The sequence below is a fragment of the Lacticaseibacillus parakribbianus genome (assembly GCF_025490915.1).
Lineage (GTDB): Bacteria > Bacillota > Bacilli > Lactobacillales > Lactobacillaceae > Lacticaseibacillus > Lacticaseibacillus parakribbianus.
The window spans coordinates 1-26,272 of the sequence record NZ_JANQBA010000020.1 but is presented as its reverse complement, the minus strand read 5'-3'; the positions used below and the strand labels follow the sequence as shown (position 1 = coordinate 26,272).

The window sequence follows — 26,272 nt, the reverse complement described above, 5'->3', positions numbered from 1 at the left end:
CAACGCGCTGGACGCCTTCACTGCCGCCATCAAGCAGGCGACGCCGGTTGCCATCGGCAACGCGACGGATGCCGCGACGGGCCGCAGCTACTACGGCGACCTCGACAACGCGAAAGCGGCCGGTCAAAAGGCCACGACGCTTGCCGACAAGCTGGCGCAGTTCGACGCACTGGTTGGCTTCAAGGCCGACATCGCAGCAGCCAAGGCCGGCACCACGGCTCCGGCCGCAACGACCGACACCAAGACCACCACGACTAAGGTCGGCGCTAAGTTCGCCGCCTTCGCCAAGGCTGTCAAGGCAGCCTTCCAGAACCTGACCAAGTAAGCTCCACTAACCAAAAGCACGACCATCGCAGCGATGCGGTGGTCGTGCTTTTTTAGTAAAAAAACTGACCTCGGCGCGATGAGGTCAGGATGAGCAGGCGTCACCAAAACGGCACGTGAGAGGCGGGGAAGACGCGGGTTGCCAGCTACCCCGCGGCCAGCGCCACCAGCCGCGCCAGGCACTCGGCGGCGGCCTGCGGGTTGGCGTACTCGACGGCGTAGACGAAGCCGTCCCAGGCGCTGTACAGGGCCCGGTAAACGGTATCGCGCGTGGTGGCCGCGGCGTCTGGCGCCGGGCGGCGGCCGTAGCCTTCGTAGAACTCGGCCGGGGTGGTTGGCGAAATCGCGAAGTCCAGCGCCGGGTCGCCGAACAGGCCGCGGTCGCAGTCGATGATGGCGACCAGCCGGCGGTGGTCCAGGCTGACCAGCACGTTGCCCTCCCAGAGGTCGGCGTGAACCAGGTGCGGCGTGGTGATCGCGTCAAGCGCCGGCCGTGTCGCAGCCACCCAGGCCTGCACGTGAGCGGCCTGGGCCGGCGTGAGCAGCGCGTGGTGAACCAGCAGCGCCAGGGTGGTCGCGAACTCGGCCTCGACCCAGCCGCTCCAGGTGGCGAAGCGGCGGTCGGGCTCCGCCAGGCGACCGAAGCGCGGCGCGGTGATCGCGTGAAAAGCGGCCATCGTGGCGCCGAGCTGGCGGTACAGCGCCAGCCGCTCGCTTGGCGTCACCGCCGGGTCGTTGAGCGTCACGCCGGGCAGGCAGCGCGTCAGCATGTAGGCGCGATCCAGCGCCGCGTCGCGCGGCGACCAGGCGACGACCTGGCTGCCGGGGACGCCGTGTTGGGCCAGCAAGTCCGCGACCTGCGCGTCGGCCGCCATCAGCCCGTGTTCGAAGGGCAAAAGCAGCTCGCGGTGAACCGGCCCGATGCGCAAGATGTAGGCGGCCCCGGTCGCCAGGGTGAGGCGGTAGGTGGTGTTGAACAGGCCGCCGTGAGCGACGGCGACGCGGTAGCCGGTGGCGCCGGGGAAGTGGCGGCGAATCAGCGCCGTCAGCTGCGGCGGCGTCAGTTCTTGGTAGATGCGAGATGGCATGGCAACCTCCAAGGGTTTTGCCTTCAGTATACCCGCTGTTCCACGTGAAACAAGGGGTGAAAACAAGTCGCGCGGGGCCCAAAAAATAATTTTTGTTATCGAGTGTCAGTTTACCTGACCGGCGAGCTTGAGCCCCGCGTGAATCTCGGGTATGCTTCAGTAAGTAATGCACAACACATGGAGGCTATCACGTGACTGTTAATCTTGATTGGGAAAACCTGGGCTTCGACTACATGGAACTGCCGTACCGCTACGACGCGCATTGGAAGGACGGCGCCTGGGACGAGGGCGGCCTGGTTCAAGGCGGCAGCCTGACGCTGAACATCAGCAGCCCGGCCCTGCACTACGGCCAAAGCGCCTTCGAGGGGCTGAAGGCCTACCGCACCAAGTCCGGTGCGATCCAGCTCTTTCGCCCGGATCAAAACGCGGCGCGGCTGAACCGCTCGGCCAGCCAGCTGCTGATGCCGGCGGTGCCGACCGACCAGTTTCTGGCCGCCGTCAAGCAGGTCGTCGCGGCCAACGCCGAGTACGTGCCGCCGTACGGCACCGGCGCCACCCTGTACCTGCGGCCACTTCTGATCGGCGTCGGGGAGAACATCGGCGTCGCCCCGGCCAAGGAGTACCTGTTCACCGTGTTTGCGATGCCGGTCGGCGCCTACTACAAGGGCGGCATGGTGCCGACCAAGTTCATGGTCGCGGAGACCTACGACCGGGCGGCCCATTTTGGCACCGGGCAAAGCAAGGTCGGTGGTAATTACGCGGCGAGCTTGCAGGCGGGTAAGTACGCCCATGAGCATGGCTTCGGCGACGCCATCTACCTCGACCCAATCGAGCACCGCTACATCGAGGAGGTCGGCTCGGCCAACTTCTTCGCCATCACCAAGGACGGTCGCAAGTTCGTGACGCCCAAGTCGCCGTCCATTCTTCAAAGCATCACGCGCCGCTCGCTGATGGACCTGGCGACCAGCGTCTGCGGCCTGGCCGCCGAAGAGACCCGCATTCCGATCGACGGCCTGAATGATTTGGCCGAGGCCGGCGCTTGCGGCACCGCGGCGGTGATCACCCCGATTCAAAGCATCACGTACCGCGACCACGTGCATCAGTTCGGCGACGGCGGCGTCGGCCCAATCACGCAAAAGCTCTACGACACGCTGGTCGGCATCCAAAACGGCGACGTCGAGGGCCCGGCCGGCTGGGTCGTGACGGTGGAGGCCTAACCGGCGGTGATTCGGAGGCCGGGTCGCGCCAACCGTGACGGCGGCGGTCCGGGCGACGGCGGTCGCAGCCACTTGCCGCGGATTGCGTCTCGTCGACTCAGTGCGTCGTGTCACCACCTTGCCCGGTGGTGACGGGCACAATCTATCGAAGTTCAACCACGCAAAAGCAGGTGCCTCACCTCACAAGTTGTGAAGTGAAGCACCTGCTTTTTAATGGTCTGTTGGATTAGTCTGGGAAGCGCAGTACTGGTTCAACCGCGTTGGTCTGGGAAGCGCAGCACTGGTTCGACGGCGTTAGTCCACGCAGCACAGCACTGGTTCGACCGCGTTAGTCTGCGAAGTGCAGCACTTGGTCGACCGGGTAACGGGCGGACTTCATCTCGTCCTTGCCGTTCTTGGCCGGCTTGCCGATGGCAATCGCCATGACCGGCACGTAGCGGGTCGGGTCGAGGCCGAAGAGCTTGGCGGCCTTGGTCGTGTCGTAGCCGCCGATCGGGTTGGTCTCGTAGCCGTGAGCCCGGGCGACCAGCATCAGCTGGGTGGCGGCGATGGCGGAGTCGACCGAGGAGTCGGCGACTAGCATCGACTGCGGCGCCTTTTCGTACAGCGGCAGGAAGGTCCGCAGTACCTCGTCGCGTTTTTCGGGCGTGATGCGGCCGTCCGCTGCCGCCTTGTTCCACAGGTCGCGGTAGGACTTGAAGGCCTGAGTGTCGCCGAAAATCTGAACGACGGCGCTGGCGGATTCCAGCTGCGGCAGGTTGAACTTCATGAAGTACTGGCGCAGCAAGTCCTTGCCGGCGGCGTTGTCGACGACCTCGAAGTGCCAAGCCTGCAGGTTGCAGGCGGAAGGTGCCGTGATCGTCTCTTGAATCATGGCGGTCAGCTCTTCGCGGGGAATCGTGACGCTTGGGTCAAAGTCCCGCACCGAGGAACGGTGCAGCAGCACATCACCGAAATCATTGTTCACAAAAGTCATCAGGTAAGACTCCCTTCAATTAAGTAGCGGGTTGAGCTGGACGCGCCAACGTTGCGCTTGAAAACCCGGATTCGACTTCAGTATAGCGCTTTCTCTATCTTTTGGTAAGCGCCACCTGGGCATTTATCGTCAAGTGACCACAAGCGCTTACAATGTGTTGCCGGTGAGCCATTGTAAAAACGGTCACGGACTCGTAATCAAACTGTCACGTCGCCGGCCGGGCCAACATGCTACGATGGAATTATTAAGAAAAGGTAACGATAGGAGGATGCTGATGACAATGAATCGGGTTCAGTTAGGGAAGGCGACACTGGGGGTCACCGCGGCCGCACTGGCGGCGCTTGGGGCGCAGGGCCGCGGCCACGTCACCCAGGCGGCCGGCAGCGCCAAAACCGCCACCGCCGCGGTGGCAAAGGCGCAGACGAGTCGGGCCAAGACCACGGTTTTGGCCAGCTCGGTCACGAAAGTCAGCCCGTTAACCAGCGGCATTCAGGCGCTGCAGGCGACTAACTCAAGCCGCTACCCCAAGGCCGTCGCCGGCTTTTTGAACCAGATTATCTCAGGTGCCATCACCGGCTGGACGTCGCACCGCATTTTGCCGTCTCTGACCGCCGCCCAGGCGATTTTGGAAAGCGGCTGGGGCGGCTCCAGCATGGCCACCAGGTACCACAACCTTTTTGGCATGAAGGGCAGCTACAACGGCGCAACCGTGCGGGTGGCGACGCGCGAGTACTACGGCGGCGCCTACCACACCATCTACGATAACTTCCGCGTCTACCCGAACGACGCCGCCAGCATCGCCGATCACGCCACGGTGCTGGCGACCAGCGCTCGCTACGCCAACCTGATCGGCGTCACCAACGCGACCACCGCCACCAACCGCATCAAGGCCGACGGTTACGCGACGGCGCCGGATTACCCGGCCAAGCTGCGCCAGCTGATTGCGACCTACCGCCTGACCGCCTGGGACCAGCTGGCGTTCCAAAACGCCGGCGGGGCCGGCACCGGCGCCGGTGCGACCACCAGCAGCACGGCCGGTGTGACCTACACCGTGCGGCGCGGCGACACCCTGACCGCGATCGCGCGGCGCTACGGGACCACCGTCAGCGCCTTGGCCGCCCTGAACGGCCTCAAGAACCCGAACGTCCTGATGGTCGGCCAGAAGCTGGTTGTGAAAAAAGCGACGACAACGACCACAAGTTCAGCAACGACCAAACCGGCGACCAAGCCGACCACGACGACTAAGCCGGCGACCAGCACCAGCAAGCCGGCCGCGAAACCGACGACGGCAACCGCGACGAAGCCGGCTGCCAAGCCGACCGTGACCAGCCCGGCGGTGACCTACACGGTGCGAGCCGGCGACACGCTTTACGCGATCGCTCGCAGCCACCAGACCACGGTGGCCAAGCTGGTGAGCCTGAACAAGCTGGCCAACCCCAACCGCATCGGCGTTGGCCAGCGGCTGGTGATTCGTGCCGCAACCACGGCGGTGAAGGCGACCGCGACGCAGGCGACGACCGCGAAGGCCACGCCGACCAAGGCGGCAGCGAAGACGACCGCGAAGGCCGCGGCGGCCAAGACCTACGTGGTGCGAGCCGGCGACACGCTTTGGGGCATCGCGACGCGCAACCACACCACTGTGGCGAAGCTGACGGCGAAGAACCACCTGACCAACGCGAACTACCTGCGCATCGGCCAGCGGTTGGTGCTGGCGTGAGGCTGGCAACAATGGTAAGGTGAGATTGTTCATCTCGACACGTGACGGCGGGTTGATTCCGGCCGTTTTTGTGTGTCAACTCACTTGCAAAGGAAGATTCTCATGGACCTGATCGGCATCGACTTAGACGGTACCTTGCTGGACCGCGACCAGCACATTTCGGCCGGCAACGCCGCGGCGCTGCGGCTGGCACAAAAAACGGCGGTACCGTTCATCTGCTCCGGCCGTGACCCCGAAGACATTCAGCGGTTGCTGGCGGCGGCCGCGGTGGCCGTGCCGGTGGTCGGACTCAACGGCGCGGTTGGCGTGGTCAACGGCCGCCAGCTGTTCGCCACGACCTTCACAGCAGATACCGCAAGCGCTGTCATTACTGTTTTGGCCGCCATTCCGTACAAAGTTTACTCGCCAACCGCGCGATTCGAGACGCCGGAGTACGAGTCCAAGCTGCGGGCGCTTTTTGCCGCCGGGGATGCCGATCAAAAGGGTCAGCTGCCGTACCAGCTGGCGTATGATGCTAGCGTCCCGGCGCAACCGCTTTCATCATCCGACCGCAACGACCTGACCAAGTTCAACGTGACCATTCCCGATCGCCGGCTCAAGGCCCGGGTGATCGCCAGCCTGGCCGCGGTGCCGGGCGTCGTCACCACCGGCTCCGGCCCCGCCAACCTCGAGGTGATTCCAACCGGGGTCGGCAAGGGCCTCGCGTTTGGCAAGCTGCGCCAGGCCCTGGCGCTTGAGACCGGGCGCAACGTGGCAATAGGTGATTCCGAAAACGACCGCTCGATGTTCGCCGCGGCGGATCTGACCTTTGCGATGGGCAACGCGACGCCGGCGATTCAGGCGGCCGCAACCGCGGTGGTAGCCGACCACGACCGCGACGGCGTGGCCGAGGCGCTGCGGCTTTGGGCGCTGCGCTAGTTGCACGTCACGCAAAGCGCGCGGCTCACGCCGCAGTGGCTTTACCACTCCGAACCGGCCATGTTATACTGGAGCCAGCAAAAACGGCACCCCTGCCAGGGTGCCGCCTTGCAGACTACCGCGTTAAGAGCGGTGGCCCAAGTGTTATGGAAGCTAAGAAGCCGCCACTACTTCGGTCAAAAAGTTATGTGGGCGGCTTTTAGCTTGCTCATTTTTTGATGATGGTCCTCAGTGCCTGAATCGCAACGATTAGGCGGCCGATGGCTGCGATCGATTGCTCGATTTCCGCAATCAGCCGGGTCAGGCTTGCGACCTGTTTGCGTAACGCGTAGGTCGCAAGCGTCGAACCACTGAGGAACACCACGATCGCCGTCCAAGACGGGATCACGAGTTTGCCGTGTCCTCCTTTCTACCAGAATCCGACCACCAATCCGCCTCAGCGTCATTGGCATCACCCTCTTTCAGAAATGGGGACCACCGCTCATATCACTTTGTCTGCGGATGCATTGTATCAAGACGTGACGCCGTTTGCCTAGGTGAGGGGCATGAGAAGTTGGTGTGACACGGGTTGAAGGAGGGGACGCCGGCGCATAAATGGATTTGCCAAGCGGCGGATTGCGACAGAAGGGACGGATGAACATGGCAATTCAACTGGTGGCCATCGACTTGGATGGCACGTTGCTCAACGATAATCACGATTTGGATCAGGTGACTATTGATGCGGTGAAGGCGGCCGCGGCCCAGGGGGTGCGGGTGGTGCTGTGCTCCGGGCGACCGCTGTCCGGCATCGCGCCGCTTTTTGCGCCGCTTGGGCTGGGGCGGCCCGACGATTACGTCATCGCCTACAACGGGGCGTTGGTGCAAAATGCCGCCAGCGGGGCGGTGATCGATGCCCACACCCTGAGCCTGGCCGACTTCAAACGATTGGCAGCGTTTGCATCGACGCAGCACGTTCACATCCAGGCGCTGGACCGCGAGCATCTTTACACGCCCAACGCCGACGTGTCCCGCTTCACCGTACGGGAGTCGTACCTGCTGCACGTCCCGCTGTTTTACCGGCCGCTGGCGGCGTTTGCGCCGGAAAAACGCTTCGTCAAGGTGATGTTGATCGACGAGCCGGAGCTGTTGGCTGGTGCTAAACAAGCGCTTCCAAGCGACTATTTCGATGTTTACTACATCGTTAACTCCGAGCCCTTCTTCCTGGAGGTGCTGCCACCGGCCGTCAGCAAGGGCAACGCGGTGGCGACGTTGGCCGCTCACCTCGGTATTCCGATGGCCGATGTGATGGCGATTGGCGACCAGGCCAACGACGTGCCGATGATCGCGGCGGCCGGCCTCGGCGTGGCGATGGGCAACGGGATTGAGGCCGCCAAGGCGGCCGCGGATGCGGTGACCGGCACCAACGCGGCCGGCGGCGTCGCCCAGGCGCTGCGGCGCTTCGTGCTGAAGTAGGCAAAGACGGCCGGCCGGTCGGCGAGTCGCTAGCACTGCGGCAGTTTGCGCTGAGTTAGGCGGCACCACTGGCCGGCCGCCAAGCCGCCAAGCCGCCAAGCCGCCGAACCGCCAAGCCGCCGAACCGCCGAGCCGCCGGCCGGCGCCGCGGTCACCGGCTACGCGAGGGAGCGCGATGGCGGCCCGGGGCGGCCGGGCCACCTTGGCAGACAGATTGCGACAAGGTGCGGGCGAGGGCCCGGGCCTTTTTTGTGGTGCTTTCTGAAAAATATTTGGCAACCAAGGGCAACTCGTGTAAACTGTTATTCGTAACCGTTACTGTTAACGACTTTTGGGGGAGACGCATGACGCCATTGATCACCGTATCACACATGAGCTTCGGCTTTCGCGACCGCAAGCTGTACTCGGACATGAGCTTCGCGCTCGCTCGCGGCTCGATGACCAGCCTGATCGGGGCCAACGGCGTGGGGAAAACCACGCTGATTCGCCTGCTCATGGGCCAGCTGACCCCGACGGCCGGCACCATCACCCGGGCCGCCGACCTGAGCCTGGGCTACGTGCCGCAGTTTCGCAACATCGACCCCGAGTACCCGCTGACGATTCGCCAGTTCGTGCAGCTCAACCAGCTCAAGCACCGTGTCCCGTGGCACACCCGCGCCGAAAAAGCGGCGGTCGACCAGGTGATCGCCCAGTGCGACCTGAGCGAGCGGCAAAACCTGCGGCTCGGGGCGGCCAGCGGCGGCGAAAAGCAAAAGGCCTACCTGGCCCAGGCGCTGTTGACCCAGCCGAACTTCTTGATTCTGGACGAGGCGACCGCAAGCCTCGACGTCAACACCAAGACCGAGCTGATGAGCCTGGTGCGGCGGCTGAACCGCGAGCTCGGGCTGACCGTGCTGTTCGTCACCCACGACCTCGAGCTTGCCCGGGAGTTCACGAGTCAGTACCTGCTGCTGACGGCGACCGGCCACGAGCTGGCGCCGACGCAGACGATGGATTTGGCCAAAATGCCGCGCGAGCTGACGCCGGTGGCGGAGGTGCATTAATGTTTCAGTATGATTTTATGCAAAATGCTTTTCTCGCCAGCACCTTCATCGCGCTGACGACCGGCATCGTCGGCGTGTTCGTCACCGCCCGGGGGATGAGTTTTCTCGCCCACACGCTGTCGGAAATCGGCTTCGCCGGGGCCGCCCTTGCGGTGTTCGTCGGCATCCGGCCGCTCGACGGGATGCTTGTGACCACCATCTCAAGTGCCGTCGCGGTCGGCAAGCTGTCGGTCAAGGCTAGCCGGCGCGAGGCCTCGATCAGCGCGGTGTCCAGCCTGTTCACCGGCTTGGGCATCCTGTTTTTGGCGCTGTCGGCCAAGAGCTCGAGCTACGCCACCACGATTTTGTTCGGCAGCATCATCGGCATCTCCCGCGCCGACGTGTGGCAGCTGGTCGGCCTGGCCGCGGTGGTGCTGGTGACGATGGCTTGGGCCTACCGCAGCCTGGCCTTCGACTCCTTCGACCCGGTCGGCGCCCAGGCGCAAGGGGTGCGGCGCAACCTGATCGGCATCTACTTTCTCTTGATCCTCGCGGTGTCGGTGTCGATCGGCGCCCAGATCGTCGGCAGCCTGCTGGTGTTCATCCTCCTGACGCTGCCGCCGGCCGTGGCCAAGTACCTCGGCCACACGCTGCCGCAGATGCTGGCGATTTCGGTGGCGACGGCGCTGATCGGCGTCTGGGCGGGGCTTTTGCTGGGCTATTACACCAACTGGCCGGTGACGTTCTTCATCGCCGCCATCGAGTGCGTGTTCTACTTCGCGGCGCTGCAAGTGCGGCGGCGCCAGGGGTAGCAGGCAAGCTGAAAAGGCGTGGTCGAGGAACCACGCCTTTTTGGGCCAATCTGGCTCGGATTCTGAAAACGAGCAGGCGGTGTTGAAAGCACCGCGCTTTCATGCCTCAGGCCAGCGCCGGCCGCGGCCGCCTCAAAACAGGTCTTCCAGATCCGCTCGCACCGGGGTGTTGGCCGCGCCGCTCCGCGACACGCAAAGGACACCGCGGGTTGCCCCACAGTGTCCCCGGTTGATATTAACTTGATGAACCGCCCCAACTGCAGGGCAGACTGCCCCCGCTAGCTGGTGAAACCGATTCGGTTGGTGGTACGCACTGTGGTGGACCCGGCAGTCGCAGCTCCCTGGAATCAAACCAGTTAAGCTGTTTTCATTTACGCGAATTTCTTCGTCGCTAGACACTCACGCCGCGGACGTGGTCGACATAGGTCGACGTTCATCAGATGAGGATGATAGTCACTGCGAGCTGCCTTAAGCTGCACTTCGGCCGTGCGACCGAGAGGCGCTGCGGAATTCTACCCTGATAGAATAACACCAGCTCGCACGTTTTAGCAAGCGCTTACGCCACGGATAATGTAAATTTTGTGTAAATGTTTGGTAAATAAATATAACAGAATACGGGACTCTTTTCGGGAATGTTCAGGCCAAAAAACGCCAAAGCCCTGACTAGGTGCTTTGACGGTTTTGGGTAATCTATGCAGGCCCGGCGACGGGCGCGGTGTTTCGGGCACTCGCGCCTACTTGCCCCAGCTCGGGTAGCTTTGAATCAGCGCCTGGGTGCCCAGATCGCCTTGGCCGGCGTCGACCATCGCCCGGTACAGCCGCCGCGCCGTCGCCGTCGCCGGCAGGTCCAGGCCCATGGCGGCCGCCGAGTCCAGCGCGATGCCCAGGTCCTTGACGAAGTGCTTGATGAAAAAGCCCGGGGTGTAATCACCGGCCAGGATGCGCGGCCCGTAGTTGCTCATGCTCCAGTTGGCGCCGGAACCGCCGCTGACGGTGGCCAGCACCTGCGCCAGGTCGAGCCCGGCCGCCTTGGCGTAAACCAGCATCTCGGTCAGACCGGTCATCGTGCCGGCAATCATGATCTGGTTGGCCATTTTGGCGTGCTGGCCGCGCCCCGGACCGCCGAAGTGGTTGATGGCGTGGCCGACCGCCTCAAAAATCGGCCGCAGCTGCGCGACGGCCGCCGCGTCGCCGCCGATCATGATCGTCAACGTGCCGTTCTTGGCGCCGACGTCGCCGCCGGACACCGGGGCGTCCAGCGCCGTCACGCCTTGCGCCGCGGCGGCCTTGGCGATGCGCTCGGCGAGGCTCGGGGTGCTGGTGGTCATGTCGACCACGGTGCTGCCCTTTTGAGCGCCGGCCAAAATGCCGTCGTCGCCAAAGTACACCTGCTCGACGTCCTGCGGAAATCCGACCATCGACAGGGTGACGGCGCTTTGCGCGGCCACCTCGCGCGGCGTGGCCGCCCAGGTCGCGCCGGCGTCCAGCACGGCCTGCGCGTGGGCCTTGGTGCGGTTGAACACGACGACCGGGTAGCCGGCCTTCAAAAGGTTATGGATGATGCCGGTACCCATGACACCGGTGCCGATGAAACCGAGCTGCAGAAGACTCATGATGTCTGCTCCTTTCGCAATGCGACGCAACGCCAACTCAGTGCCACCCCGCGAATTTTGCGGGGCTTGCGGGGCGGGGTGCCGCCCCAAGCGCCAGCGCTAGGCTACCCGTCCCGCTATGTTTGCTCGGGGTCACGCGCTAAACGCGTTCCCCCCGGCAACGCGGGAGCGGTTAGCTTGCACCGTCGCTCGAAGCACAACCCGCTTCAAGCGCCGGCGCCACGCTACCCGTCCCGCTAAACCCGCCGTGGGTCACGCTCTGATCAGTTTTTCGAACTCGTTGAGCCGCTGCTCGAACACCGCGAAGGCGTCCTCGAGGTAGGCGGCCTGGGTCATGTCGACGCCGGCGGTTTTCATCGTGTCGATGGCGAACTGCGACGAGCCGGACTTCAGGAAGCCCAGGTAGCGGTCGACGGCGCCGGGCTGACCGGCGCTGATGTGGGAAGCCAGCGTCGATGCGGCGGCGAAGCCCGTCGCGTACTGGTAGACGTAATAGTTCATGTAGAAGTGCGGGATGCGAGCCCACTCCAGCGCGATCTCGGGGTCACGCGCGACGTCCGGCCCGTAGTAACGCGCGTTCAGGTCGCCGTAGAAGGCCGACATCGCGTCGGCGGTCAGCGGCTGGCCGGCGGCGTCTTGCGTGTGGATCCAGTGCTCGAACTCGGCGAATTGGGTCTGGCGGAAAACGGTCCCTTTGAAGCCGTCCAGGTAGAAGTTCAGGATGTAGGCGCGGATTTTCGGGTCGGTCTGGGTCTTGAGGAAGTAGTCCGTCAACAGGTTCTCGTTGCTGGTCGAGGCGATTTCCGCAACAAAAATCGGGTAGTCGCCGTAGACGTAAGGCTGGTTGTGGCGGGTGTACCAGGAGTGAACGCTGTGGCCGGTTTCGTGAACCAGCGTGTACAAGGCGTCCAGGCTGTCCTGCCAGTTGAGCAGCTCGTAAGGCGCGGTGTCGTAGGAGCCGCCGGAGTATGCGCCGGAGCGCTTGCCCTGGTTCTCCACGACGTCGATGTCGCGGCCGTCAAAAATGGCCTGGACGTGGCTCAGGTAATCCGGACCGAGCGGTGCCAGGGCCTTTTTGGCCTCGGCCTTGGCCTGCTCGAAGGTGTAAGACAGCGGCGCGTCGCCGGTCAGCGGGGTGTACATGTCGTACATGTGCAGGTCGTCAAGCCCCAGCAGCTCCTTGCGCAGCGCGACGTAGCGGTGCAAAAGCGGCAGGTGGGCGTTGACCTGTTCAACCAGCGTGTCGAACACGGCGGCCGGGATGTGGTTATGCGCCATCGCGGCCGAGCGAGCGTCCGGGTAGTGATGCGCTTGGGCCTGGAAGTTGTGGCGCTTGGTCTCGCCGGCCAAGGTCGCCGCGAACGTGTTTTTGAAGTCGCCGTAAGACTGGAAAAGCGTCTGGAAGGCCTGCTTGCGAACCGGGCGCTGAAGCGAGCGAATCAGCTGGCCGTACAGCCCGTTGGAGAGCTGGCGCTGGTTGCCGGCGTCGTCCTTGACGCTTGCGAACTTCAGATCGGAGTTGTTCAGCACGTTGAAGGCGGCGCGGCTGGCCCCCATGGCGTCGCCGGCCGCGGCGAGCAGGGATTCCTGGGCGCTCGGCAGCACATGGGCGCGGCCTGCGGTGATGCCGTCGATAAAGTGGCGGTAAGGCGCAAGCACCGATTTTTCGGCCTGCCAATCGGCCAGGGTCGCGGCCGGAATCGCCAGAATCTCGGGCTCGAGGAAGGCGGTTTGGGCCTCGATCTTGGCGGCCAGTGCCTCGGCCCGGGCGTTGAAGCCCTGGTAATGGGCGTTGCCGGTGTCTTGGTCCGAGGACATCGACGCGTAGACGTAGACCTTCTCCAGGTTGCGCAGCACGTCAAGCACCTGCGTGATGCCGGCGGCCAGCGCCTCGGCGCTGGCGCCGAGGGTGCCTTCCAGCTTCGCAGCCGCGGTCCCTTGCGCGGTGACGGCAGCCGCCGCCTGCTCCCAGTCGGCGTCGGTGGCAAAAATCTTGGTCAGGTCCCAAGTCAGTTCGGTTGGGACTTCTTCTCGTTTCGGTAATTGTTCCACGCGATTCATCTCCATCTTCTCATTGTGGCTTAATTTTACCACAGTGGCGGCGCGTTGGCCCGACTGCGGCTCGCATGCCGGAAAAGCGCGGTGCCAGCCGCCGCTCGTCGCCAGAAAAGCGCGGTGTCGGTCGCCATGCACATCTCAAAATGGTGCAGTGCCGGCCGCCGTTCGCATCTCAAAAGAACGCGATGCCAGCCGCCGCTCGTCGCCAAAAAAGCGCGGTGCCGGCCGCCATGTACATCTCAAAAAGGCGCGGCACCGGCAGTCGCTTGCATGCCAAAATGGCGCGGGACCGGCGCCTGGTCGCCGCCGGGAACGCGAGGCTTGTGGCCGGCCATCAATCGCGTGATAGCGGCTGGCCATTATCAATCAAGTGATGGTGGCACCGGGCGTGGTGGCCATCAGTGAATCATTAGATGAGAATTCGGCAATTGATGCCGGCCAGTGATGATTGAAATTTTAATCTGGCCACCGCCGGCATGGTGTGGTAACCTTGGCCACAAGGTAATTCTTCTGCCGCCGGGCAGGCACCGCGTCGACATCCTCAGGCCAATGGGATGTCGGCGCGGTGTGTTTTTTTAGGAGCGTGTTGAACATGGCGTGGTTTTATCTGCTGTTGGCGGGGGTGTTTGAGGTGGTGTGGGCGACGTGCCTGAAGCTCTCCGCCGGTTTCACCCGGCTGGGGTTTGCCGCCTTGACGGTTGTGGGGATGCTGATCAGCTTCTGGGGGCTGGCGGAGGCGACGCGGCGGCTGCCGATGAGCCTCGCCTACCCGGTCTGGACCGGCATCGGCGCGGTCGGCAGCGTGGTGGTCGGTGTGATTTTTCTGGGCGATCGGCTCAGCCCGGCGACCTGGGGCTTCGTCGTGCTTTTGGTGGTGGCCATCATCGGCATTAAGGTGACAAGCTGAACAAAAACGGTCCGGCACGGGTTGCCGTCCGGTTTTGACCGTGCTAAGTTAGGCTTATCACCGATTGGGAGGTTGTTATGGATAGAATTGCCCTGAATCACCGCAGCATCCGGCGCTTCAAGCCGGAGCCGATCGCCTACCAGGCGCTGGAGGACGTGGCCCGGGCCACCGCCTCCAGCGAGTTTCTACAGTCCTTCACGCTGATTCGCGTCACCGATGTCGCGCTGCGCGAGCAGATTGCGGCCGTTTCCGGCAGCGCCGTTTTGCACGAGCGCGGCGGCGAGCTCTTCATCTTCGTGGTCGACTGCGCCAGAGACATCGCGCTGGTCCCGGCCGGAAGCGATGTGCATCACTTCACCAACTGGAACGCTTTTTTGGCCGGGTGCTTCGACGCGACCCTGGCGGCGCAAAACGTGCTGGCCGCGGCCGAGCGGTCGGGGCTGGGCGGCGTGTTTCTCGGCAGCATTCTGAACGACCCCAGGCGCATGATCGACTTGTTGCACCTGCCGCGCTACACCTTCCCGCTGCTGGGCCTGATGGTCGGAGTGCCGGCGGAGGATCCGGAGCCTAAGCCGCGCTTGCCGCGGCAGCTGACGGTGGGTGAAAACGGCTACCCGGCCTTCGATGCGGCCGCCGCGGCGGATTACGACGCCACGGTGGCGAACTACTACGCCAACCGCAGCGCCGGGGCCAGGCAGGAAAGCTTCACCGGCCTGGTGCGGCGCCACCTGACCGCGGCGCTTCAGCACCGCGACGAGATCGGCGCCATTCTGGCGGCGCAGGGCTTCACCCTGCCGCAAGCATAAGGAGATTGATGACATGAAAATTCTGGTAATTGGCGCCACCGGCCGCGTCGGCCAGGCGCTGTGCGAGCAGCTGATTGGCCGCGGGGATGACGTGGTGGCCGCGGCGCGGCACCCGGAGCGGCTGGCGGTCGGCGGGGCGTCGGCCGGCGCTGGCGCTGCGAGTTCGCCGGCTCAGGCCGCCCCTGCGGAAGGCCTGGCCGCCGCGGAAGGCTCGGCCGCAGCGGATCGCGGGACCCTGACGCCGCTTGCGCTGGACTTGCACGCGCCGGTGGCGACGTTGGCCCAGGCGATGGCTGGCGTCGACGCCGTGATTTTCACCGCCGGGTCCCGCGGCGCCGACCTGATCGGCACGGACCTGGACGGCGCGATTCAGACCATGCAGGCCGCCGAACGGGCCGGGGTGGCGCGGTACGTGATGCTCAGCACGATTTTTTCGCTGGACCGGACCCGCTGGGCGGCGCCCGGCATCCAAAGCCTGCGCGATTACTACATCGCCAAGCACTACGCCGACCTGTTTTTGACCCGCAGCGGTCTGGCCTACACCATTTTGCAGGCCGGCGGGTTGACCGACGGCGCGGCCACCGGGCGCGTCGCCTTCGCGGATGAGGCGGGGGTCAACGCGGTGGCCGACGTGGCGGCGGTGCTGGCGGCGCTGGTTCATGCCAACATCGCCAGCGGCCGCGTGATCCCGATGCATGCCGGCACGACGCCGATCGCCGCGGCGATTGCCAACTTGTGATTAATTGAACGGCCGGCTCCGTCTGCGTGACGGGGCCGGCCGTTTTGGGGATGATCGTTGCCGCCGGTGAGCTGTTTGTGGCGGCGCGGCGTTTCGGCACTGAAAAAGCGCAAACGAATAGCCGCGCGACCTGTCTTTGGCAGGATGCTTGCGCGACTATGACGGTCGTTCGAATCAGTGCCCCGGCCATCGCCGGGGTCAGAAGTGTGGGGAACCGGTGCGGTTGCAATCGCGCCGGTTTTGGGCTGGCCGCAGCCCATTCTGTTTTTATGGTGGCCGGCTAGCCCGGCAGCTGCCCCGCGGCCTTGGCCCGGGCGGCGATGTCCTCGGTCAGCTGGGCCAGGGTGATGCCGGCCATCGCGGTTTCCGCCGCGTTTTGAACCGTCTGGTAGGCCGCGTCCAGGGTGGCCTGAATGTTGCCGCCGACCGGGCAGCGCGGATTGGTTTTGGCGTCGACGTGCAGCAGGCGGCGGTCGCCTTCCAAGGCCCGGTAGATGGCCAAAAGCGTGATCTCGCTGGCGGGGCGGCCGAGCGTCGGCTTGGCGGTGCCGGGCTGGCTTTGAAGCAGGCCGGCCTGCACCAGGGCGGCCATCAGGCGCCGCACCAGGCTGGGGTTGCTTTCGATGCTGGCGGCGATGGCGGCGCTGGACAAATCGCCGCCTTCAAAAAGCGTGATGTAGGCCAGGATGTGAACGCCATCGCTGAGTTTGTGTGAGAATTTCATAATCGCTCCTTGGGTTGCTCAGTCCATCATAACGCAGCCGGTCGCCGGGAACCAGGGTGGGGCCGCGGCACCGGTGCGATCCGGCGTTGACGGGCGACGGGGCTGGATCAGCGGTCGCCGGGCGTCACGCCCGGCCGCGGCAGTGTGGCCGGCGCCGGCGATGGACTACTTACCCAAAACGGTTTGCACCGCGGCGGCCAGCGGCGCCAGCGACCGGCCCAGTACCGTCGGCAGGTCAGTGGTGGTTTCGGCCAGCTGGTTGTCGCGAATCAGCGCCTGCAGCATGCCCATCACGGCGACGTTGGCGTCACTCATGCCGGCCTGGCGCAGCCCGGCCGCGTATTCGTCGGCGGTCAAAGACGAGACTTGGAAGTCGCCCGGCACGGCCGCCGCCAGCTCGGCGTAGGTGTGAGGCGCCCCGGCGAACTCGTAGATGGCGCGTGGTGCCGGGTCAACCAGGACCCGGGCCGCGGCCTCGGCGTAGTCGCTTTCGAGGGCCCAGCCGACCAGGCCGTCACCGCCGGCGTAGACGAACGGCTTGCCGGCCGCGGCCGCCTGCAGCTGGTGCGATTCGTTTTCCAAGTACCAGTTGTTGCGCAAAAAGGCGTGGGCGAGGCCGGCCTCCACAATCGCCTGCTCGGTCCCGGCGTGGTCTGCGGCCAGCGGCGTCGTGGCGGTGTCGGCGTGGGGGAAGCTGGTGTAGGCGATGAAGCCGACGCCGGCGGCCTTCGCGGCGGCCACGAGGTTCTCGTGCTGCGTCAGCCGCGGCACGGCGGCGCCGGGCTGGCTGGAGATGAACAGCAGCCGGTCGACGCCTTGGAGGCTGGCGGTGAGTTGGGCCCGGTCGGTGTAGTCGCCGGGTCGAACGGTAACCCCGGCCGGCAGCAGGGACGTGGCCCGTTCGACGTTGCGAGCCAGCGCCACCACGTGATCGGCGCCGACTAAGTGTACCAGAGTTTGCGCGGCGGTCTGGCCGAAGCGGCCGGTGGCGCCGGTTAATGCGTAAGTTGTCATAAGCGGATCTCCTTTTTGGTGTTACTTTAAAAGTAACTTGCAACACTTATTGTAACAGCAAGCTGGTCGGTGTCAACCCCCGAACGCCTCGGGTCACCGCGGCCGAACGGCGCCTGCGGCCGCAATCGCACCATTATTTCCCGGGAAATCCCGGGTCCTCAGCGCGGTGAGTCCGGTGAGGCGTCGGGGCAGCGCCGTTGTTGTCGCGGAGTCCCGCGTTGGGGCAGCGCCGCGGCCACCACGCAACTAGGAATTCACCCACCGCCGCGGTCGCCCCGCGAACCCCGGCGCTTGCGCGGCCTCGGTACCGACTTTAGCGCCGAACCTATCATCGATCTGCGCCCTCTTTTTTAGCTTCCTTGCTTGACAAGTTAGTCGTCCCGCCTTATCCTTGCAGTGCAAGATAGTGAGGTGAGAACATGCGCAGACTGCCGACGCAACTGTTGAAGGGGACGCTGGAAGGCGCGTTGCTGCAGGTGATTGCGACGCGCGAAACCTACGCCTACGAGATTCACCAAGCGCTGGTTGAGGCGGGGTTCGGCGAGGTGGCCGATGGGACCATCTACCCGCTGCTGCTCAAGCTCGAGCATGCCAAGCAGATCGAGGGTGAACGCCGCGCCTCGCCGACCGGGGGACCGCCGCGCAAGTACTACCACCTGCTGCCGGCCGGGGCGCAGGCGCTTGCGGCGTTCACGGCGGATTGGGCGCAGCTGGCCGCGGCGATGGCCAGGCTGAAGGAGGAGAACCATGAGTGAGACGGAGATTTTGCTGCCGCGCAACCAGGACTACTACGACCGGCTGGCGGCCTACGTGACCGACGCGATCGGGGTCGACGGCGTGGCGGCCGATTCGACGCTGGCGGAGATTCACCAGGACCTGCTGCAGGCCCAGCACGACGGCATCGGTGCCGCGGATTACTTCGGCCGTGACCCGCAGGCCATCGGCGACGAAATCGTCGCCAACCTGCCGCACCGCAGCCGGCGCGGTTGGGTGGTGCTGGGAATTGTGGCCTGGGCCGTGTGCTTCGCCCTGGCTGGGTGGCGTGCCATCATCCTGGATCCGGCCCGGGTGCCGCTGGGGTCGCTGGCGGTGCTGGCGCTGCTGCTGCCGCTGGCGATTCTGGTGGTCACGGCCTTTCACCGGCGCCGCACCTTCACGCGCAAAAAGGTCCGGTCCTCGTTCCTGACGATTCTGCTGGCCGTTCAGCTGGTGTTGCTGCCGCTGACGGATGCCTTCCCACGCTTCGGCGTGGTCGCCGTGCCGGCCTGGTTCAGCGTCGCTGCCGGCTTTGGGTTTGCGGCGCTCTTGTGCGGTTTTGCCATCTGGCTGGGGCTGCACTCTTGGGTGTTTGCGGTGATTGTCGCGGTGCTGGCCACGCTGTTCGCCTATCCCGCGGCGGATGCGCTGGGGACCCTACCCGGCTGGTGGGGGCGGCTCCTGATTCCGCTGCTAGTGGTCGGGTTGACCCTGCTGATTCGCGGCGGCGACTGGCTTTTGCCGGCCAAGTGGCAGGCCAAGGACCGGTCGTGAGGCGGTGTGGTTCAAAAACGCGCAACATTTTCGGCGACGCCACGCGCCCAAACCGCGTCGGATTGGCGTTTCCAGCGCTGGCTTGCGGCCGCGAGTCAGAAACGTTGACGGGAAATTGGTCTGGTGTTAAGATGACTGCGATGATTATCAAGTGCGGGGATGGCGCTGCGGCCGCAGCGCCAGCACCTCTACTGCGCGGAGAACGATCCGGCGGTTCGCGCCGCTAGTACCTAGCCCATGCCAAGTCGCAGTGTATTGCCACACGACTTTAAACTCGAGAGTTTTAGTGCAACCCCGGAACCAAACGAGGGGAAACCAGGGACCCGGATCTCCACCCACTGGTCGCACCAGATCGGCGCCTACTCGCAATGCGAGGCAGCTGCGGCCCCGATCCAGACCGGCGGGGTACCACCGCACCACGAATCGATAAGACGAAGCCAGAATCCTAACCGAATTGGGCCAAGGCCACCGGGCAGTGTGAGTCCGGTGGCTTCGGCGCGGCCGCCGCAATCTTTTGGGTTGCGCCGGCTTTTTTGCGTTGATTTGCCAAAATGTGTTTACAAAATCCGTAAACACGTGTAACCTGACCGGAGGAGGTGCGACATGACCACGGCTTACACAATTGAAGACTGGCGGCGCGGCTACCACCGCACCGGCCGTCAGTTGACCTGCAACGCCTGCGAGCAGACGGCGCCTTGGACCACAACCGGGGAACGCGTGATGGCCGCGCATGTCGCGGCGGCTCACGGTGGTGCCGTGCAGGCCGTGTTGGCGACACCGGCTCGCGCCAACGCGCTGACGGCGACCCAGCAGGCGCTTTTGCTCGCGTTTGCCGGCGGCACCAGCGACAAGGCGGTGGCCGCGCAACTGGGACTGGCGGCAGGCACGGTGCGGCACCAGAAGTTCACGTTCCGCCAAAAAGCGGCCCAGGCGCGGCTGTACCTCGCACAGTTTGAAGCGGTGTTCGGGGTGCCGGCGGCCGCAGACCCGCTGGTGCCGGTACCCGAACCCGCCGCGGCGCTTGGCATCACCGAAGCCGACCTGGACCAGACGCTGGCCAAGTACGCACGGTTCGGCGCCGGGCTGGCGGTGACCTGGCCGCGAGCGGAAAAGGCGCGAGTCTGCCTGTGCCTGCGGGTGAGCGAGGAATTCACCTTTGCTCGCCACTACGACGGTCAGGCGGTGCGAGCCATTTTGCAGGCAATCAATCCCGATTACCTGAGCCTGACGCGTTACCTGGTCGACTACGGCTTCCTGGCGCGAACGCCGGACGGCCGCGATTACTGGAGGATTAACTGAATGAACACGGAAGCGAAAAAGGCGCTGCGCCAGGCCTACAAACTGGCGCCGGTCGAGTACGGCGTGATTCAGATTGAAAACACCGTCAACCACCGCCGCTTCATCGCGGCGGTGCCGAACATCAAGAATCGCTGGACCTACTACAAGCTGAACCTGAACCGCGGCGCCTACCACGACACGCAGCTGCAGGCCGATTGGGACGCGCTGGGCGAGTCCGCCTTCGCCTACGCGGTGCTGTGGCACGCCAAAACCGATGACGTCGTGAACATGAAGGCGACGCTCAAGGACCTGACCGCCGAATGGACGGCCAAAATCCAGCCGGAGTACCACCGCTAGGGTCGACCGAAAGCCGGTTCGGTCGCCCGCTGCGGGATCGCGCCGCGGCCCGATCGCCCGAGCTGCGGCGACCCGATGCCCGACCACACCGGGACCCGGTCGCACGGGCTTTGGCGCCCGAATCCCGGCACCTCGATTCCCGGCACCCCGATTCCCGGCACCCGATTCTCGGTACCCCGATTTCCGGCGGCCCGAATCCCGGCACTCGATTCTCAGCAGCCCGGGCCTGACCGGGCCGCATGGCCGTGGTCGGCACCGTTTGAGCGTCACCACCCGCAGCAGAAAGGACTCACCATGACCTTCACCCCGATTGACCCGGCCACCTGGCCGCGGCGCGATTACTACTATTACTTCACCAAGATGGCGCCGATGCGCTTCACCCTGACGGCCACGCTGGACGTGGCGGCCGCCCATGCCCGAACCAAGGCGTTGGGACTGCGCTTTTTCCCTGTCTACCTTTACGTCGTGGCCAAAGCGGTCGCCGCTCACCCCGAGTTTTGCGTCGCGCAGGTTGACGGTCGGCTCGGCCGCTACGACGCGCTGGCACCGAGCTATACGCTGCTCGACACAGCACAGCGCATGGTTGGCGGTTGGACCGCCTACCAGCCGGACTTTGCCGCGTTTTACCGCCAGTTTCTGGCCGACGAGGGCCAAGCACTGGCCGCCGGGGGACCACAGGGGCGGCCGAACCGCCCGGCCAACGCCTTTGACGTCGGGATGATCCCGTGGCTGCACTTTGACAGCTACGTGCCGCAACCCGCGAGCTTTGCAGGCACGTTCCCGGTGGTGCAGGCCGGTGGCTACGACGCAACGGGCCGCATGCCGCTCAGCGTCTGCGCGGATCACGCCGTGGCCGACGGCTACCACGTCGCCGCCTTGTTCAAGACGGTGCAGGACCTGCTGACGACACCCAGTTTTTTGTAAAAAACTGGCCACCCCCTCTAGCGCTTTTGGTCAAAATTGTTGTCTTACCTGTATAAGGGAGATGAGCGAATGACCAAGACACAACTGATATTTCTGGCTACCAACGCCGCCGGCACCGGCCACGTGTTCGAGGGGGCGGCGATGACCGCCGCGCAGGTGATGGCGCAGGTTCACGCGCTGTGTGCGATTCCCGTGTTTGCGGACGAACCCGCGGCCGTGGCCGCCGGTGCGACCTGGCCGGTGGCGGTGGTCGCCATGCGCGGACCGGCTGGCGCGGAGGCGGTGTCAGTGGGCTTACCGGTGGCGACCGGGGCGCAAGGCAGTGGCGGTGATGTGGCGGCACGATGCGGTAGTTGTGGCGGTGCGGCCGGACCGGCGACCGCGGCCGCCTCGCAAGCCCTGACGGCCGCCGGCTGGCAGGTCGTCTACGCCAGACACCTCACCTGGCGATTGCCGCGAATCGCCGCCCCGCGCTGATGCCGCTGTGTCGTGGCATCGCCGGCACTGAGACCCCGGGACCCCGCCGGCACTGAGACCCCGGGACCCCGCCGGCACGACAAAGCCCCGAACCGCGGTTTGCGGTTCGGGGCTTTGCAATGCATGGATGCAATTGATTTACAGGATGGTGACAACCGCGCTGAGGACGCCGGCCGAAGGAATCTGACTGTTCGGCATGGCGACGTCGATTTGGTGCGGGTTGCCGGCGGCGAAACCACCGGTGTCGTTGACGGTGCGGTACAGCGTCTGCCCGTTGGACATCTGGATCTTGACGCGGGTGCCGCGGGGCAGCACGGAGAGGTTGGCGGCGATGCCGCCGTAACCCATGCTGGAGCCGAGGACGGCCGGATCGTAGAAGGTCACGCGGAACGTGCCTGCGGAGCGGCCGGTGCTGGCGGTGGTGTAGCTGGTCTGCGTCGCGGTGACGGTGCTGGCGGCGCGGCGAGCCGCGGCGGCCTTAGCGGCAGCGGCCTTTTTGGCGGCGGCGACCAGTGCGGCCTTCTTCGCGGCAGCGGCCTTAGCAGCCGCGGCTTTCTTGGCGGCGTCCGCCTTCTTCTTAGCGGCGGCTTCTTCGGCCTTCTTCTTGGCTGCGGCCTTGGCCGCGGCCTCGCGCTTTTCTTCGGCGACCGCGTACGGGTTGACGCCGACCTTGAAGGTGATGGCGTGTGGCTTGGCCGCGATGGTCTGAACGGTGACGAGCTTTTCTGCCGTCTGGGAGGCGGCTGGTGTGTTGTTAGAGGCTTCGAGTTTGTACGCCGTGGCGGTCGGCTGTTCGATCGCTTCGACGGGCTGAATCCCGGCGTAAACGGCGAAGGCCGCGCCGAATGCCATCGTGATCACGATGGCGATTATATTGGCTTTTGAGGTTTTGATAGAAATCACTCCTATTTTTGTTAAGGTTCCCCCTGTAACTGACTGCAGTATATCGAGGTGGTGTGTCACCACAATGCCAGTGTGTTTACAAAATTTAGAATTTTTGACATAATGTTACGTCTTCGTAATATAACGGGCCTGAAATTTTTCTGTAAGCGGGAACAGCCGGATTTTCATGAAAAATGGGCCGGAATTTGTAATTTGCGCCGATTTTTGCAGAGCTCGCCCCACCGGCCGGGAAAAAGAAGCCGAATTTAGGGCGGATTAACCCGGCCGGGGGCGGCCACACGGCGCGTTCGCCGGCGGTTCGGGCCCAAAATCGTGTATAATGAAAAGGAATTATTGGCGGGAGGGATTCAAGTTGACCATGTACCGAGAGAAGCGTTTTTCCGAGATAAAGCGGTTGCTCGCTGAGCGCAAGGAGCTGAGCATCGAGGACGTGATGGCGGCCGTCGGGGTGTCGCGCGACACCGCCCGGCGCGACATTGTGGCGCTGGCCGCGGCCGGTGCCGGGCGCCGCACCCGCGGGGGCATCGTCTCCTTGACGTTCGGTCACACGGTGCCGAGCTACTCCGAGCGGCTGAAGCTTTTTTCCGAGGCCAAAACGGCAATGGCCGCCCGGGCCGCGGCGCTGATCAAGCCCGGCGGCGTCTACTTCATCGACGACTCGACCACCTTGCTCAAGCTGTCGCAAAGCCTGACCGACAGCGTCACCGTCTACACCCACTCGCTGGACAACGCAATCGCGCTGTCGGTCAAAAGCGACGTGACGCTGCGCATTCTCGGCGGCAAGCTCAACCACCACGGGCGCTTCTTCTTCGAGCCGCGCAGCCTCGACCTGCTGTCGCGCATCGCCTTTGACGCCGCGTTCATTGGCGCCACCGCGATCGCCCAGGACGGCGTCTACTTCCCTTACGCCGACGACGCCGAGGTCAAGGCGACCCTGGCCGCTTCCGCCAGGCAGGTGGTCGTGGTCTCCGAGACCCAAAAGTTCCAGATTCAGGCGCCGTACCGCGGCTTCCCGCTGACCGCCATCGACACCCTGATCACCGACCGCGCCTTGACCCCGGCCGAAAGCCGCTGGTTCGCCCCAAAGACGCAGCTGCTGAACGCAGAGGGCGAAGCCACGCGGGGTTAGCCGGGCGGCAAGCGTGAGGTCGGTCGTTGGGCCAGCACTTGGCCCGGCGACTGACCTGAGCATGCCGTGCCGGCGTTGCGAGGCGTAGCCCGTTTAGATAGAGGGCGAAGCCACGCGGGGTTAGCGGTCCGGCTAGCGTGAGGTCGGTCGTTGGGCCAGCACTTGGCCCGGCGACTGACCTGAGCATGCCATGCCGGCGTTGCGAGGCGTAGCCCGTTTAGATAGAGGGCGAAGCCACGCGGGGTTAGCGGTCCGGCTAGCGTGAGGTCGGTCGTTGGGCCAGCACTTGGCCCGGCGACTGACCTGAGCATGCCATGCCGGCGTTGCGAGGCGTAGCCCGTTTAGATAGAGGGCGAAGCCACGCGGGGTTAGCGGTCCGGCTAACGCGGCGCCGGTGCTTGGGGCGGGTTGTGCCCCGAGGGCCGGTGCTTGCGAGCGGCTCATGCGACATCGCCTCGGTTCCTGGGCCCGGCGGTTGTGCCGACCACGGGCGGCTGTTATAGTGAACCTAATAGGAAGAAAGTGGGTGGCGATGTGCAGCCTAAGGTGTCGGTGATTGTGCCGATTTATAATCTCGAGCCCTACCTGGACCGCTGCCTGAGCAGCTTGGTCGCGCAGGATTACCAAGCGCTTGAGCTGATTTTGGTCGACGACTGCTCGACCGACGGCTCGCGTGACGTCATCGCGCGATACGCGGCGCGGGATGCGCGGATTCACGCGCTGTACCAGCCGGTCAACGGCGGCGTGTCGGCGGCTCGCAACGCTGCCTTGGCCGTGGCGACCGGCACCTACGTCGGCTTTGCCGATGGCGACGACTGGCTGGCGCCGCATGCGGTGGCCGCGCTGGTGGCCGCGCTTGAGGCCGGGCCCTACGACCTGGTGACCAGCCCGTTTTACCTCGACGACGGCAAAAAGAGCCAGCTTGCGCCGCGGCACCTGCAGGACCGGCCGCTGACGCGCAAACAGTTCATCAACGGCATGCTGGCGCCGGCCGGGCAGGTTCGCGGCTACCTGTGGAACAAAATTTTTCGGCGCAGCGTGATCGAGGCGGCTCACCTGAGGTTCGACGAGTCGCTCGCGTTAATGGAAGACGAGCTGTTTTGCGTCGAATACGCCGTGCAAACCGACCGCTTTTTCTACCGCGGGAAGCCCGGCTACCACCACGTGATTCGCGCGGATTCGGCGACCCGGACTTATGGGCTGGTCGGGTCGTTGCCCCAGCAGCTGACGGTGCTGCACCGCATCAACCAGACGCTTCGCGCGGCCAAGGGCCAGGCGCCGGCGCAGCAACAGGATTAAAGGAGAGACAATGGCAGTGACAATTCTTTCGCGGCGCGAGATTAAGCGCCGGGCGCATCGGCAACTTCACGACGGCACGGTGTTTCGCGACCTGGCCGTGGCTAACCTGATTCCGTGGCTGATCACGGTGGTGTTCGCCATTTTGGCCTACTGGACCCTGTTTGAAAGCGTGACGAAGTTCGGCGTGGCCAACATCGCCTACAACCCGCAGAATTTCGCGGATTACTACGCGGCCAACTCCGGCAACACGGTGGCCGAGAACCTCTTTGAGGGGCTGGTGTCCCTGTGGTTCACCCAGGCCCTGGCCTTCACGGCGCTTGACGTGACCCGCGGCCAAAAAGGCTTCGCCGCCGGCCGCGCGGTGTTTCGCACCTTCAACAGCCGTTACTTCTTCGGCGTTTTGGCGGTGTGGATCACGGCGTTGCTGGTGATCGGCCTTGGGCTCTCGCTGCTGGTGATTCCCGGCCTCGTGCTGGCTTACGGGCTGCGCATGGCCTTCTTCACCCTGTACGACGGGCGTGAGAAAAACGACCACTATAGCTTCCTGGCCGCGCTGGGCGACTCCTGGCTGCTGATGCGGGGCCACAAGTTCGACTACTTCGTGCTGGAGCTCACGCTGATCGGCTGGCAGATTCTGGAGACCGTGACCTTTCACCTCTTCGACCTGTTGATCGACCCGTACCTGCAGCTGGTCAAGGCCGGCTACTACGACAACCTGACGGTGCTGCGCGACCAGCAGCAGGCACCGCAAGACTAGCGGCAGACCAGGCCCAGAACTGGCGCGACGCAACCGGAATACAACAAAAATGCTCGCCCCGCACAAACTAGTGGGAGCGAGCATTTTTATTGTATTCGGGATTAATAAGGCTCTTCGTCAAGTGGAGTTGATACAGATTTATGAGAGTGCCTGGACCTTAATTGGTCTGGGTGCTCTTTTATTAGTGCCATTTGGTTTGAACCAGACGCGTTCCAAGAAAATGCGGTTGAT

At 64.5% G+C, this 26,272-nt stretch carries 27 protein-coding genes; 19 read left to right on the top strand and 8 right to left on the bottom strand.

Translation table 11 applies throughout. The features are described from left to right. A partial coding sequence (locus NUH19_RS12545) for a hypothetical protein (RefSeq protein WP_262316889.1) occupies positions 1-325 on the top strand: 325 nt, incomplete at its 5' end. A 145-nt stretch (positions 326-470) separates the two neighbouring features. Here NUH19_RS12545 and NUH19_RS12540 read toward each other — a convergent pair. Then, a complete protein-coding gene (locus NUH19_RS12540; protein WP_262316888.1) occupies positions 471-1,412 on the bottom strand; it encodes a phosphotransferase family protein in 942 nt (313 codons plus the stop codon). 191 nt (positions 1,413-1,603) lie between these two features. On the opposite strand from NUH19_RS12540, the gene NUH19_RS12535 reads away from it, so the two are divergent. Then, positions 1,604-2,629 (top strand): branched-chain amino acid aminotransferase, encoded by a 1,026-nt coding sequence (locus tag NUH19_RS12535; RefSeq protein WP_262316887.1) that lies wholly within the window; start codon positions 1,604-1,606, stop codon positions 2,627-2,629. Between the two features lie 328 nt (positions 2,630-2,957). Here the strand turns inward: NUH19_RS12535 and NUH19_RS12530 are convergent, their stop codons facing one another. Next, on the bottom strand, positions 2,958-3,608 hold the full coding sequence (locus tag NUH19_RS12530) for a nitroreductase family protein (protein ID WP_262316891.1): 651 nt from the start codon (positions 3,606-3,608) through the stop codon (positions 2,958-2,960). A 271-nt stretch (positions 3,609-3,879) separates the two neighbouring features. On the opposite strand from NUH19_RS12530, the gene NUH19_RS12525 reads away from it, so the two are divergent. Next, positions 3,880-5,322, top strand: a complete 1,443-nt coding sequence (locus NUH19_RS12525; protein ID WP_262316886.1) for a LysM peptidoglycan-binding domain-containing protein — start codon at positions 3,880-3,882, stop codon at positions 5,320-5,322. 102 nt (positions 5,323-5,424) lie between these two features. Next, on the top strand, positions 5,425-6,240 hold the full coding sequence (locus NUH19_RS12520) for an HAD-IIB family hydrolase (RefSeq protein ID WP_262316885.1): 816 nt from the start codon (positions 5,425-5,427) through the stop codon (positions 6,238-6,240). 208 nt (positions 6,241-6,448) lie between these two features. Here the strand turns inward: NUH19_RS12520 and NUH19_RS12515 are convergent, their stop codons facing one another. Then, positions 6,449-6,628 carry a hypothetical protein gene (locus NUH19_RS12515; protein WP_262316884.1) on the bottom strand — a complete coding sequence of 60 codons (180 nt, stop codon included), beginning with the start codon at positions 6,626-6,628 and terminating at the stop codon, positions 6,449-6,451. Between the two features lie 251 nt (positions 6,629-6,879). Here NUH19_RS12515 and yidA point away from each other — a divergent pair, with 251 nt between their 5' ends. From yidA to NUH19_RS12500, 3 genes are all read left to right on the top strand, one after another. Beyond that, positions 6,880-7,692 (top strand): sugar-phosphatase, encoded by an 813-nt coding sequence (yidA, locus tag NUH19_RS12510; RefSeq protein WP_262316883.1) that lies wholly within the window; start codon positions 6,880-6,882, stop codon positions 7,690-7,692. 344 nt (positions 7,693-8,036) lie between these two features. Next, a complete protein-coding gene (locus tag NUH19_RS12505; protein ID WP_262316882.1) occupies positions 8,037-8,735 on the top strand; it encodes a metal ABC transporter ATP-binding protein in 699 nt (232 codons plus the stop codon). After that, positions 8,735-9,526: a metal ABC transporter permease gene (locus tag NUH19_RS12500; RefSeq protein WP_262316881.1), complete on the top strand. Its 792-nt coding sequence runs from the start codon at positions 8,735-8,737 to the stop codon at positions 9,524-9,526. The genes NUH19_RS12505 and NUH19_RS12500 overlap by 1 nt, the downstream gene beginning before the upstream one ends. Before the next feature lie 734 nt (positions 9,527-10,260). Here the strand turns inward: NUH19_RS12500 and NUH19_RS12495 are convergent. Both NUH19_RS12495 and pepF read right to left on the bottom strand, forming a co-directional pair. Next, positions 10,261-11,139, bottom strand: coding sequence for an NAD(P)-dependent oxidoreductase (locus tag NUH19_RS12495; RefSeq protein ID WP_262316880.1), 879 nt, complete (start codon positions 11,137-11,139; stop codon positions 10,261-10,263). A 252-nt stretch (positions 11,140-11,391) separates the two neighbouring features. After that, entirely contained in the window at positions 11,392-13,191 is a 1,800-nt protein-coding gene (gene pepF, locus NUH19_RS12490; protein WP_262316879.1) for an oligoendopeptidase F, read from the bottom strand. A gap of 598 nt (positions 13,192-13,789) precedes the next feature. Here pepF and NUH19_RS12485 point away from each other — a divergent pair. The 3 genes from NUH19_RS12485 to NUH19_RS12475 all read left to right on the top strand — a co-directional run bounded on the left by NUH19_RS12485 (position 13,790) and on the right by NUH19_RS12475 (position 15,649). Then, a complete protein-coding gene (locus tag NUH19_RS12485) occupies positions 13,790-14,104 on the top strand; it encodes a DMT family transporter (RefSeq protein WP_262316878.1) in 315 nt (104 codons plus the stop codon). 77 nt (positions 14,105-14,181) lie between these two features. Next, on the top strand, positions 14,182-14,910 hold the full coding sequence (locus tag NUH19_RS12480; protein WP_262316877.1) for a nitroreductase family protein: 729 nt from the start codon (positions 14,182-14,184) through the stop codon (positions 14,908-14,910). A 13-nt stretch (positions 14,911-14,923) separates the two neighbouring features. Then, a complete protein-coding gene (locus tag NUH19_RS12475; protein WP_262316876.1) occupies positions 14,924-15,649 on the top strand; it encodes an NAD(P)H-binding protein in 726 nt (241 codons plus the stop codon). A gap of 280 nt (positions 15,650-15,929) precedes the next feature. On the opposite strand, the gene NUH19_RS12470 is transcribed toward NUH19_RS12475, so the two are convergent. Continuing rightward, positions 15,930-16,373, bottom strand: coding sequence for an Rrf2 family transcriptional regulator (locus NUH19_RS12470; protein WP_262316875.1), 444 nt, complete (start codon positions 16,371-16,373; stop codon positions 15,930-15,932). 165 nt (positions 16,374-16,538) lie between these two features. Continuing rightward, a complete protein-coding gene (locus NUH19_RS12465; RefSeq protein WP_262316874.1) occupies positions 16,539-17,387 on the bottom strand; it encodes an NAD(P)H-binding protein in 849 nt (282 codons plus the stop codon). A gap of 419 nt (positions 17,388-17,806) precedes the next feature. Here NUH19_RS12465 and NUH19_RS12460 point away from each other — a divergent pair, with 419 nt between their 5' ends. From NUH19_RS12460 to NUH19_RS12435, 6 genes are all read left to right on the top strand, one after another. After that, the gene (locus NUH19_RS12460) at positions 17,807-18,142 is read left to right on the top strand and encodes a PadR family transcriptional regulator (RefSeq protein WP_262316873.1); all 336 of its coding nucleotides are present in this window, start codon (positions 17,807-17,809) and stop codon (positions 18,140-18,142) included. Continuing rightward, positions 18,135-18,917 (top strand): DUF1129 domain-containing protein, encoded by a 783-nt coding sequence (locus tag NUH19_RS12455; protein WP_262316872.1) that lies wholly within the window; start codon positions 18,135-18,137, stop codon positions 18,915-18,917. The genes NUH19_RS12460 and NUH19_RS12455 overlap by 8 nt, the downstream gene beginning before the upstream one ends. A 603-nt stretch (positions 18,918-19,520) precedes the next feature. After that, complete coding sequence (locus NUH19_RS12450; RefSeq protein WP_262316871.1) at positions 19,521-20,216, top strand: DUF2087 domain-containing protein; 696 nt, start codon at positions 19,521-19,523, stop codon at positions 20,214-20,216. Then, positions 20,217-20,552, top strand: a complete 336-nt coding sequence (locus NUH19_RS12445; protein WP_262316870.1) for a GIY-YIG nuclease family protein — start codon at positions 20,217-20,219, stop codon at positions 20,550-20,552. It abuts the gene before it with no gap. A gap of 294 nt (positions 20,553-20,846) precedes the next feature. Further along, positions 20,847-21,476 carry a CatA-like O-acetyltransferase gene (locus tag NUH19_RS12440; RefSeq protein ID WP_262316869.1) on the top strand — a complete coding sequence of 210 codons (630 nt, stop codon included), beginning with the start codon at positions 20,847-20,849 and terminating at the stop codon, positions 21,474-21,476. Positions 21,477-21,545: 69 nt separating this feature from the next. Then, positions 21,546-21,953: a hypothetical protein gene (locus NUH19_RS12435; RefSeq protein WP_262316868.1), complete on the top strand. Its 408-nt coding sequence runs from the start codon at positions 21,546-21,548 to the stop codon at positions 21,951-21,953. 138 nt (positions 21,954-22,091) lie between these two features. Here the strand turns inward: NUH19_RS12435 and NUH19_RS12430 are convergent, their stop codons facing one another. Beyond that, complete coding sequence (locus tag NUH19_RS12430) at positions 22,092-22,856, bottom strand: hydrolase (protein ID WP_262316867.1); 765 nt, start codon at positions 22,854-22,856, stop codon at positions 22,092-22,094. Between the two features lie 352 nt (positions 22,857-23,208). On the opposite strand from NUH19_RS12430, the gene NUH19_RS12425 reads away from it, so the two are divergent. The 3 genes from NUH19_RS12425 (at position 23,209) to NUH19_RS12415 (ending at position 26,041) form a co-directional block, all read left to right on the top strand. Next, positions 23,209-23,985 (top strand): DeoR/GlpR family DNA-binding transcription regulator, encoded by a 777-nt coding sequence (locus NUH19_RS12425; RefSeq protein WP_262316866.1) that lies wholly within the window; start codon positions 23,209-23,211, stop codon positions 23,983-23,985. Positions 23,986-24,462: 477 nt separating this feature from the next. After that, entirely contained in the window at positions 24,463-25,284 is an 822-nt protein-coding gene (locus NUH19_RS12420; protein ID WP_338085570.1) for a glycosyltransferase family 2 protein, read from the top strand. A 10-nt stretch (positions 25,285-25,294) separates the two neighbouring features. After that, the gene (locus tag NUH19_RS12415) at positions 25,295-26,041 is read left to right on the top strand and encodes a DUF975 family protein (protein ID WP_262316865.1); all 747 of its coding nucleotides are present in this window, start codon (positions 25,295-25,297) and stop codon (positions 26,039-26,041) included. Positions 26,042-26,272: the final 231 nt, after the last annotated feature.

Bases quoted from the DNA above. Each gene is read 5' to 3' on its own strand.
- NUH19_RS12540 (WP_262316888.1), bottom strand. From the start codon at position 1,412: ATGCCATCTCGCATCTACCAAGAACTGACGCCGCCGCAGCTGACGGCG.
- NUH19_RS12525 (WP_262316886.1), top strand. From the start codon at position 3,880: ATGACAATGAATCGGGTTCAGTTAGGGAAGGCGACACTGGGGGTCACC.
- NUH19_RS12520 (WP_262316885.1), top strand. From the start codon at position 5,425: ATGGACCTGATCGGCATCGACTTAGACGGTACCTTGCTGGACCGCGAC.
- yidA (WP_262316883.1), top strand. From the start codon at position 6,880: ATGGCAATTCAACTGGTGGCCATCGACTTGGATGGCACGTTGCTCAAC.
- NUH19_RS12505 (WP_262316882.1), top strand. From the start codon at position 8,037: ATGACGCCATTGATCACCGTATCACACATGAGCTTCGGCTTTCGCGAC.
- NUH19_RS12500 (WP_262316881.1), top strand. From the start codon at position 8,735: ATGTTTCAGTATGATTTTATGCAAAATGCTTTTCTCGCCAGCACCTTC.
- NUH19_RS12495 (WP_262316880.1), bottom strand. From the start codon at position 11,139: ATGAGTCTTCTGCAGCTCGGTTTCATCGGCACCGGTGTCATGGGTACC.
- NUH19_RS12485 (WP_262316878.1), top strand. From the start codon at position 13,790: ATGGCGTGGTTTTATCTGCTGTTGGCGGGGGTGTTTGAGGTGGTGTGG.
- NUH19_RS12480 (WP_262316877.1), top strand. From the start codon at position 14,182: ATGGATAGAATTGCCCTGAATCACCGCAGCATCCGGCGCTTCAAGCCG.
- NUH19_RS12475 (WP_262316876.1), top strand. From the start codon at position 14,924: ATGAAAATTCTGGTAATTGGCGCCACCGGCCGCGTCGGCCAGGCGCTG.
- NUH19_RS12470 (WP_262316875.1), bottom strand. From the start codon at position 16,373: ATGAAATTCTCACACAAACTCAGCGATGGCGTTCACATCCTGGCCTAC.
- NUH19_RS12465 (WP_262316874.1), bottom strand. From the start codon at position 17,387: ATGACAACTTACGCATTAACCGGCGCCACCGGCCGCTTCGGCCAGACC.
- NUH19_RS12460 (WP_262316873.1), top strand. From the start codon at position 17,807: ATGCGCAGACTGCCGACGCAACTGTTGAAGGGGACGCTGGAAGGCGCG.
- NUH19_RS12455 (WP_262316872.1), top strand. From the start codon at position 18,135: ATGAGTGAGACGGAGATTTTGCTGCCGCGCAACCAGGACTACTACGAC.
- NUH19_RS12450 (WP_262316871.1), top strand. From the start codon at position 19,521: ATGACCACGGCTTACACAATTGAAGACTGGCGGCGCGGCTACCACCGC.
- NUH19_RS12445 (WP_262316870.1), top strand. From the start codon at position 20,217: ATGAACACGGAAGCGAAAAAGGCGCTGCGCCAGGCCTACAAACTGGCG.
- NUH19_RS12440 (WP_262316869.1), top strand. From the start codon at position 20,847: ATGACCTTCACCCCGATTGACCCGGCCACCTGGCCGCGGCGCGATTAC.
- NUH19_RS12435 (WP_262316868.1), top strand. From the start codon at position 21,546: ATGACCAAGACACAACTGATATTTCTGGCTACCAACGCCGCCGGCACC.
- NUH19_RS12415 (WP_262316865.1), top strand. From the start codon at position 25,295: ATGGCAGTGACAATTCTTTCGCGGCGCGAGATTAAGCGCCGGGCGCAT.